8 protein-coding genes are annotated in these 6,509 nt (G+C 57.9%); 7 read left to right on the forward strand and 1 reads right to left on the reverse strand.

All coding sequences use genetic code 11. From position 1 onward, the window contains the following. Positions 1-46 precede the first annotated feature (46 nt). On the reverse strand, positions 47-430 hold the full coding sequence (gene panM, locus HMPREF9538_RS23660; RefSeq protein WP_009484075.1) for an aspartate 1-decarboxylase autocleavage activator PanM: 384 nt from the start codon (positions 428-430) through the stop codon (positions 47-49). Positions 431-853: 423 nt separating this feature from the next. Here panM and livK point away from each other — a divergent pair, with 423 nt between their 5' ends. The 7 genes from livK to HMPREF9538_RS23620 all read left to right on the forward strand — a co-directional run bounded on the left by livK (position 854) and on the right by HMPREF9538_RS23620 (position 6,454). Next, positions 854-1,963 carry a high-affinity branched-chain amino acid ABC transporter substrate-binding protein LivK gene (livK, locus tag HMPREF9538_RS23650; RefSeq protein WP_009484077.1) on the forward strand — a complete coding sequence of 370 codons (1,110 nt, stop codon included), beginning with the start codon at positions 854-856 and terminating at the stop codon, positions 1,961-1,963. A 61-nt stretch (positions 1,964-2,024) separates the two neighbouring features. Next, positions 2,025-2,951, forward strand: a complete 927-nt coding sequence (livH, locus tag HMPREF9538_RS23645; RefSeq protein WP_002920807.1) for a high-affinity branched-chain amino acid ABC transporter permease LivH — start codon at positions 2,025-2,027, stop codon at positions 2,949-2,951. Then, positions 2,948-4,225: a branched chain amino acid ABC transporter permease LivM gene (livM, locus tag HMPREF9538_RS23640; protein WP_004174005.1), complete on the forward strand. Its 1,278-nt coding sequence runs from the start codon at positions 2,948-2,950 to the stop codon at positions 4,223-4,225. The genes livH and livM overlap by 4 nt, the downstream gene beginning before the upstream one ends. Further along, positions 4,222-4,989: a high-affinity branched-chain amino acid ABC transporter ATP-binding protein LivG gene (gene livG / locus HMPREF9538_RS23635; RefSeq protein WP_002920803.1), complete on the forward strand. Its 768-nt coding sequence runs from the start codon at positions 4,222-4,224 to the stop codon at positions 4,987-4,989. Before livM ends, livG begins: the two co-directional genes overlap by 4 nt. 1 nt (position 4,990) lies before the next feature. Then, positions 4,991-5,704: a high-affinity branched-chain amino acid ABC transporter ATP-binding protein LivF gene (gene livF, locus HMPREF9538_RS23630; protein ID WP_009484078.1), complete on the forward strand. Its 714-nt coding sequence runs from the start codon at positions 4,991-4,993 to the stop codon at positions 5,702-5,704. A 163-nt stretch (positions 5,705-5,867) separates the two neighbouring features. Then, on the forward strand, positions 5,868-6,089 hold the full coding sequence (locus HMPREF9538_RS23625; protein ID WP_004174006.1) for a type II toxin-antitoxin system Phd/YefM family antitoxin: 222 nt from the start codon (positions 5,868-5,870) through the stop codon (positions 6,087-6,089). Further along, complete coding sequence (locus tag HMPREF9538_RS23620; protein WP_002920800.1) at positions 6,086-6,454, forward strand: type II toxin-antitoxin system death-on-curing family toxin; 369 nt, start codon at positions 6,086-6,088, stop codon at positions 6,452-6,454. The genes HMPREF9538_RS23625 and HMPREF9538_RS23620 overlap by 4 nt, the downstream gene beginning before the upstream one ends. Positions 6,455-6,509: the final 55 nt, after the last annotated feature.

A 6,509-nucleotide genomic window follows, 5' to 3' on the forward strand; every position in this document is an offset into this window, starting at 1 on the left:
CCGCCGGGTTCTTCCTTGGTCATGCTCCGCTTATTGGGGCTACGGCTTAATGCTTTTCCCAACCATTCTGCTGGGCGCTAAAGCCGAGCGCCTGCATAAAGGCCGCCATCACGTCGCGGTCCTCCACCCCATGGTCGGCGACGCGCCAGCTATTGATCGCCGGGTTATCACGCAATGTCTCTTCCACTAAGTATTGTCCGACGCCGCGGCGGCGGGTCACTTCACGCACGCACAGATCGCTGAGCTCACCTTCGACGCCGCGCAGGGTAACGCGCACGGCGCCCAGCAGGCGCTCGTTAAAGCGGGCGGCGTAGAGACGATGGTTTTCATCAAGGGTCAGCGTCGACAGATCCTGCGACGGCCAGATTTTCCCCAGATCAATGCGATCCTGATCGCTGAAGTGCTGTAAACGGATAATGGTCAGTTTCATGGGCGGCAAATCCAGTGCAAAACAGAGGCGCCAGTGTACCCAAAATTGCTGTCTGGCGGAGCGCTGTTTTTTGCGCGTACATCAGGGGATTCGTTTTCCTGGCGTTGTCAGGGTAGCTCAATCCGTCATGGATCGAAAAATAAGCAGAATTTTAACCTAATGTGCAGCGTTTTATTCCGCCTTATGTATCGTTATTTTATGCTGCAGGATGGACTTTTTTTTGTTTATCTTCACCAAAATACAGAATATTATCTTTGCTTAATCGACTGAAAAATAGAGATTTTAATCTGTTTTTTAGTGAAAAACTGCGCTAAACCATTAAACTCAATGGTAAAAATGGCGTTGTTTAATAAAAGCACAGAATGCTTTTTAACCATAAAAATACAAAACATTTACACCACATCACGAACGGGGTTCTGCAGCATGAAAAGGAACGCGAAAACCATCGTCGCGGGCATTGTCGCATTAGCGATGTCGCACGCGGCGATGGCCAAGGATATTAAGGTCGCCGTGGTCGGCGCGATGTCGGGTCCAGTGGCCCAGTGGGGCGACATGGAGTTCAATGGCGCGCGTCAGGCGATTAAAGACATCAACGCCAGCGGCGGCATTAAGGGCGACAAGCTGGTGGCCGTCGAATATGACGACGCCTGCGATCCGAAGCAAGCGGTCGCGGTGGCCAACAAAATCGTCAACGACGGCATTCAGTACGTTATCGGCCACCTGTGCTCCTCTTCCACCCAGCCGGCTTCCGACATCTATGAGGATGAAGGCATCCTGATGATCTCCCCCGGGGCGACCAATCCGGAGCTGACCCAGCGCGGATACCAGTACATCATGCGTACCGCCGGCCTCGACTCCTCGCAGGGGCCGACCGCGGCGAAATATATCGTCGAGAAAGTCAAACCGCAGCGTATCGCCATCATTCATGACAAGCAGCAGTACGGCGAAGGGCTGGCGCGTTCGGTGCAGGACAACCTGAAGAAAGCCGGGGCCAACATCGTCTTCTTCGATGGCATCACCGCGGGGGAAAAAGATTTCTCCGCCCTGCTGGCGCGCCTGAAGAAAGAGAACATCGACTTCGTCTACTACGGCGGCTACTACCCGGAAATGGGCCAGATGCTGCGCCAGGCGCGCTCCGTCGGGTTGAAAACCGTGTTTATGGGGCCGGAAGGGGTCGGCAACGCCTCGCTGTCCAATATCGCGGGCGCCGCGGCGGAAGGCATGCTGGTGACAATGCCAAAACGCTACGATCAGGACCCTGCCAACAGCGCCATCGTCAACGCGCTGAAAGCGGAGAAGAAAGATCCGAGCGGACCGTACGTCTGGATCACCTATGCCGCCGTTCAGTCGCTGACGCAGGCGATGGACAGAACCGGCAGCCAGCAGCCGCTGGATTTAATCAACGATTTGAAAGCGCACGGGGCGAAAACCGTGATTGGGCCGCTGACCTGGGATGAAAAAGGCGATCTGAAGGGATTTGAGTTTGGTGTCTTCCAGTGGCACGCCGACGGCTCTTCGAGCGCGGCGAAATAAGCGCTGAAGACGAGTTATCCCTCCGCCTGCGAACCGCGGGCGGTTTGAAAAAGGTTACCTTATGTCCGAGCAGTTTCTCTATTTTCTGCAGCAGATGTTTAACGGCGTCACGCTGGGCAGTACCTATGCGTTGATCGCCATCGGCTATACGATGGTGTACGGCATTATCGGCATGATCAACTTCGCCCACGGCGAGGTCTATATGATTGGCAGCTATGTCTCCTTCATGATCATCGCCGCGCTGATGATGATGGGCATTGACACTAGCTGGCTGCTGGTCGCCGCCGGATTCGTGGGCGCCATTGTGATTGCCAGCGCCTACGGCTGGAGCATTGAGCGCGTGGCCTATCGGCCGGTGCGTAACTCCAAGCGCCTGATTGCGCTGATCTCCGCCATCGGGATGTCTATCTTCCTGCAGAACTACGTCAGCCTGACCCAGGGCTCCCGCGACGTGGCGCTGCCGAGCTTGTTTAACGGCCAGTGGGTCGTCGGCCACAGCGACAGCTTCTCCGCGACGATCACCACCATGCAACTGGTGATCTGGGTGGTGACCTTTATCGCCATGCTGGCCCTGACGCTGTTTATTCGCTACTCGCGGATGGGGCGCGCCTGCCGCGCCTGCGCGGAAGATCTGAAAATGGCCAGCCTGCTCGGGATTAACACCGACCGCGTCATTGCCCTGACCTTTGTCATCGGCGCAGCGATGGCGGCGGTGGCCGGCGTGCTGCTGGGGCAGTTCTACGGCGTGATTAACCCCTACATCGGCTTTATGGCCGGGATGAAGGCGTTCACCGCCGCCGTGCTCGGCGGGATCGGCAGTATCCCTGGCGCGATGATCGGCGGCCTGATCCTGGGTATTGCCGAGGCGCTCTCTTCCGCCTATCTCAGCACCGAATATAAGGACGTCGTTTCCTTCGCGCTGCTGATTCTGGTGCTGTTAGTGATGCCGACCGGCATTCTGGGCCGCCCGGAGGTGGAAAAAGTATGAAACCGATGCAAATTGCAATGGCGCTGCTCTCTGCCGTGATGTTCTTCATTCTGGCGGGCGTCTTTATGGGCGTGCAGCTGGAGCTGAACGGCACCAAACTGGTGGTCGATACCGCCGCCGATATTCGCTGGCAGTGGATCTTCATCGGTACCGCGGTGGTCTTTTTCTTCCAGCTGCTGCGGCCGCTGTTCCAGAAAGCGGTTAAGAACGTCTCCGGGCCGAAGTTTATTATGCCGGCGATTGACGGGTCGACGGTGAAGCAGAAGCTGTTCCTGATCGCCCTGCTGGTGATTGCCGTGGCCTGGCCGTTTATGGTGTCGCGCGGCACGGTGGATATCGCCACCCTGACGATGATCTATATCATCCTCGGCCTCGGGTTGAACGTGGTGGTCGGCCTTTCCGGCCTGCTGGTGCTGGGCTACGGTGGGTTCTATGCCATCGGCGCGTATACCTTTGCGCTGCTGAACCACTATTACGGTCTTGGCTTCTGGACCTGTCTCCCGCTGGCCGGCCTGGTCTCCGCGGCGGCCGGTTTCCTGCTGGGCTTCCCGGTGCTGCGTTTGCGCGGCGACTACCTGGCGATTGTGACCTTAGGCTTCGGCGAGATCGTGCGCATTCTGCTGCTCAACAATACCGAGATCACCGGCGGGCCGAACGGTATCAGCCAGATCCCGAAACCGACCTTCTTTGGCCTCGAATTTAGCCGCAGCGCCCGCGAAGGCGGCTGGGATACCTTCAGCAACTTCTTCGGCGTCAAATACGATCCCTCCGATCGGGTGATTTTCCTCTACCTGGTGGCGTTGCTGCTGGTAGTGCTCAGCCTGTTCGTCATCAACCGCCTGCTGCGAATGCCGCTGGGCCGGGCGTGGGAAGCGCTGCGTGAAGATGAGATCGCCTGTCGTTCGCTGGGCCTGAGCCCGACGCGCATCAAGCTGACCGCCTTTACCATCAGCGCCGCGTTTGCTGGCTTCGCCGGCACGCTGTTCGCCGCGCGCCAGGGCTTCGTCAGCCCGGAATCCTTTACCTTCGCCGAGTCAGCCTTTGTGCTGGCGATCGTCGTGCTGGGCGGGATGGGCTCGCAGTTCGCGGTGATCCTCGCGGCTATTCTGCTGGTGGTCTCGCGCGAGTTGATGCGTGACTTCAACGAATACAGCATGTTAATGCTCGGCGGCCTGATGGTGCTGATGATGATCTGGCGTCCGCAGGGGCTTCTGCCAATGACGCGCGTGCAGTTGAAGCTGAAAAACGGTCAGGCGAAAGGAGAGCAGGCATGAGTCAGCCATTATTATCCGTTAGCGGCCTGATGATGCGTTTCGGCGGTCTGCTGGCCGTCAACAATGTGTCGCTGGAGCTCAGAGAGCGCGAGATCGTCTCGCTGATCGGCCCCAACGGCGCCGGGAAGACCACCGTCTTTAACTGCCTGACCGGTTTTTACAAGCCCACCGGCGGCACTATTCTGCTGCGCGACCAGCACCTGGAAGGGCTGCCGGGTCAGCAGATTGCGCGGATGGGCGTGGTGCGGACCTTCCAGCACGTGCGCCTGTTCCGCGAAATGACGGTGATTGAAAACCTGCTGGTGGCGCAGCATCAGCAGCTGAAAACCGGGCTCTTCTCCGGCCTGCTGAAAACGCCGGCCTTCCGTCGGGCGCAGAGCGAAGCGCTGGACAGGGCCGCCACCTGGCTGGAGCGCATCGGCCTGCTGGAGCATGCCAACCGTCAGGCCAGCAACCTGGCCTACGGCGACCAGCGTCGGCTGGAGATTGCCCGCTGCATGGTGACCCAGCCGGAAATTCTGATGCTCGATGAACCGGCGGCGGGGCTGAACCCGAAAGAGACCAAAGAGCTGGACGAGCTTATCGCCGAGCTGCGTAACCATCACAACACCACCATCCTGCTTATCGAACACGATATGAAGCTGGTGATGGGCATTTCCGATCGCATCTACGTCGTGAACCAGGGAACACCGCTGGCCAACGGGACGCCGGAAGAGATTCGTAATAACCCGGACGTGATCCGCGCATACCTTGGTGAGGCATAAGATGGAAAACGCGATGTTAACTTTTGACAACGTCAGCGCCCACTACGGCAAGATTCAGGCGCTGCACAACGTCAGCCTGCATATCAAACAGGGCGAGATCGTCACGCTTATCGGCGCCAACGGCGCGGGGAAAACCACCCTACTTGGTACGCTGTGCGGCGATCCGCGGGCTTCCAGCGGGCGCATTGTCTTTGACGGTAAGGATATTACCGACTGGCAAACCGCGAAGATCATGCGCGAGGCGGTGGCGATCGTTCCGGAAGGGCGGCGCGTCTTTTCGCGTATGACGGTGGAAGAGAACCTGGCGATGGGCGGTTTTTTTGCCGACCGCGATCAGTTCCAGACCCGCATCAAATGGGTGTATGAGCTGTTCCCGCGTCTGCATGAACGCCGTATTCAGCGCGCCGGCACCATGTCCGGCGGCGAGCAGCAGATGCTGGCGATCGGTCGCGCCCTGATGAGCCAACCGCGCCTGCTGCTGCTGGATGAACCGTCGCTGGGGCTGGCGCCGATTATCATTCAGCAGATTTTCGACACCATCCAGCAGCTGCGCGAGCAGGGAATGACGATCTTCCTGGTTGAGCAGAACGCCAACCAGGCGCTGAAGCTGGCCGATCGCGGCTACGTACTGGAAAACGGTCACGTGGTGCTGGAGGATACCGGCGACGCGCTGTTGGCCAACGAGGCGGTGCGCAGCGCCTATCTCGGCGGTTAATTCATCGCAACCCGGCGTCGTTCACTTCGCCGGTTTGTAGCCCGGGCGAGGCGCTTGCGCCGACCCCGGGAGCCGATCGCACGAATACATTTAAAAGAGCCTGTTGGCCCTTTTTTTGTACATGTATGTTGTACAATAAAAGAGTACAGCTTTGGAGGTTTTTATGAGAACGGTTAACTATAGCGAAGCCCGGCAAAATCTGGCCGATGTGCTGGAAAGCGCAGTGACAGGTGTACCTGTGACCATTACCCGTCGTGGGCATAAATCTGCAGTCATCATTAGTGCAGAAGAGTTTGAACGCTACCAGGCGGCCAGAATGGATGATGAGTTCGCGGCTATCATGGCGGTTCATGGTGATGAGATCAGGGAGCTTGCGGATAAATGACGCTGCAGATTATCTCAGCGGAAGAGATAATACAGTTTCACGACAGGCTGCTCCGCGTCACGCCTGGCGTTGCCGGTATGCCCGATCCGGGGCGTGCCGAAGCGATAATGTATAGGGTGCTAAACAAAATTGAATATGAAGGTGTGACAGACGTGTGGCGACTCGCTGCGATGCATCTGCTGGCGATTTCTCGCGGTCATATATTTAATGATGGTAATAAGCGTACGGCACTGTTTATCACCCTGCTTTTTTTAAAGCGAAATGGAATTATATTGCCAGCGAATCCAGACTTCGTCGGCATGACCGTCGAGGCAGCAGCAGGGCAACTTACCCTGGAACAGATTGTCGCGCGTTTGCGTGGATGACGGTTAACTCGTTGCAACCCGGCGGCTTCGCCGGTTTGTAGCCCGGGCGAGGCGC

The organism is Klebsiella sp. MS 92-3 (genome assembly GCF_000195655.1).
GTDB classification, from domain to species: Bacteria; Pseudomonadota; Gammaproteobacteria; order Enterobacterales; family Enterobacteriaceae; genus Klebsiella; species Klebsiella pneumoniae.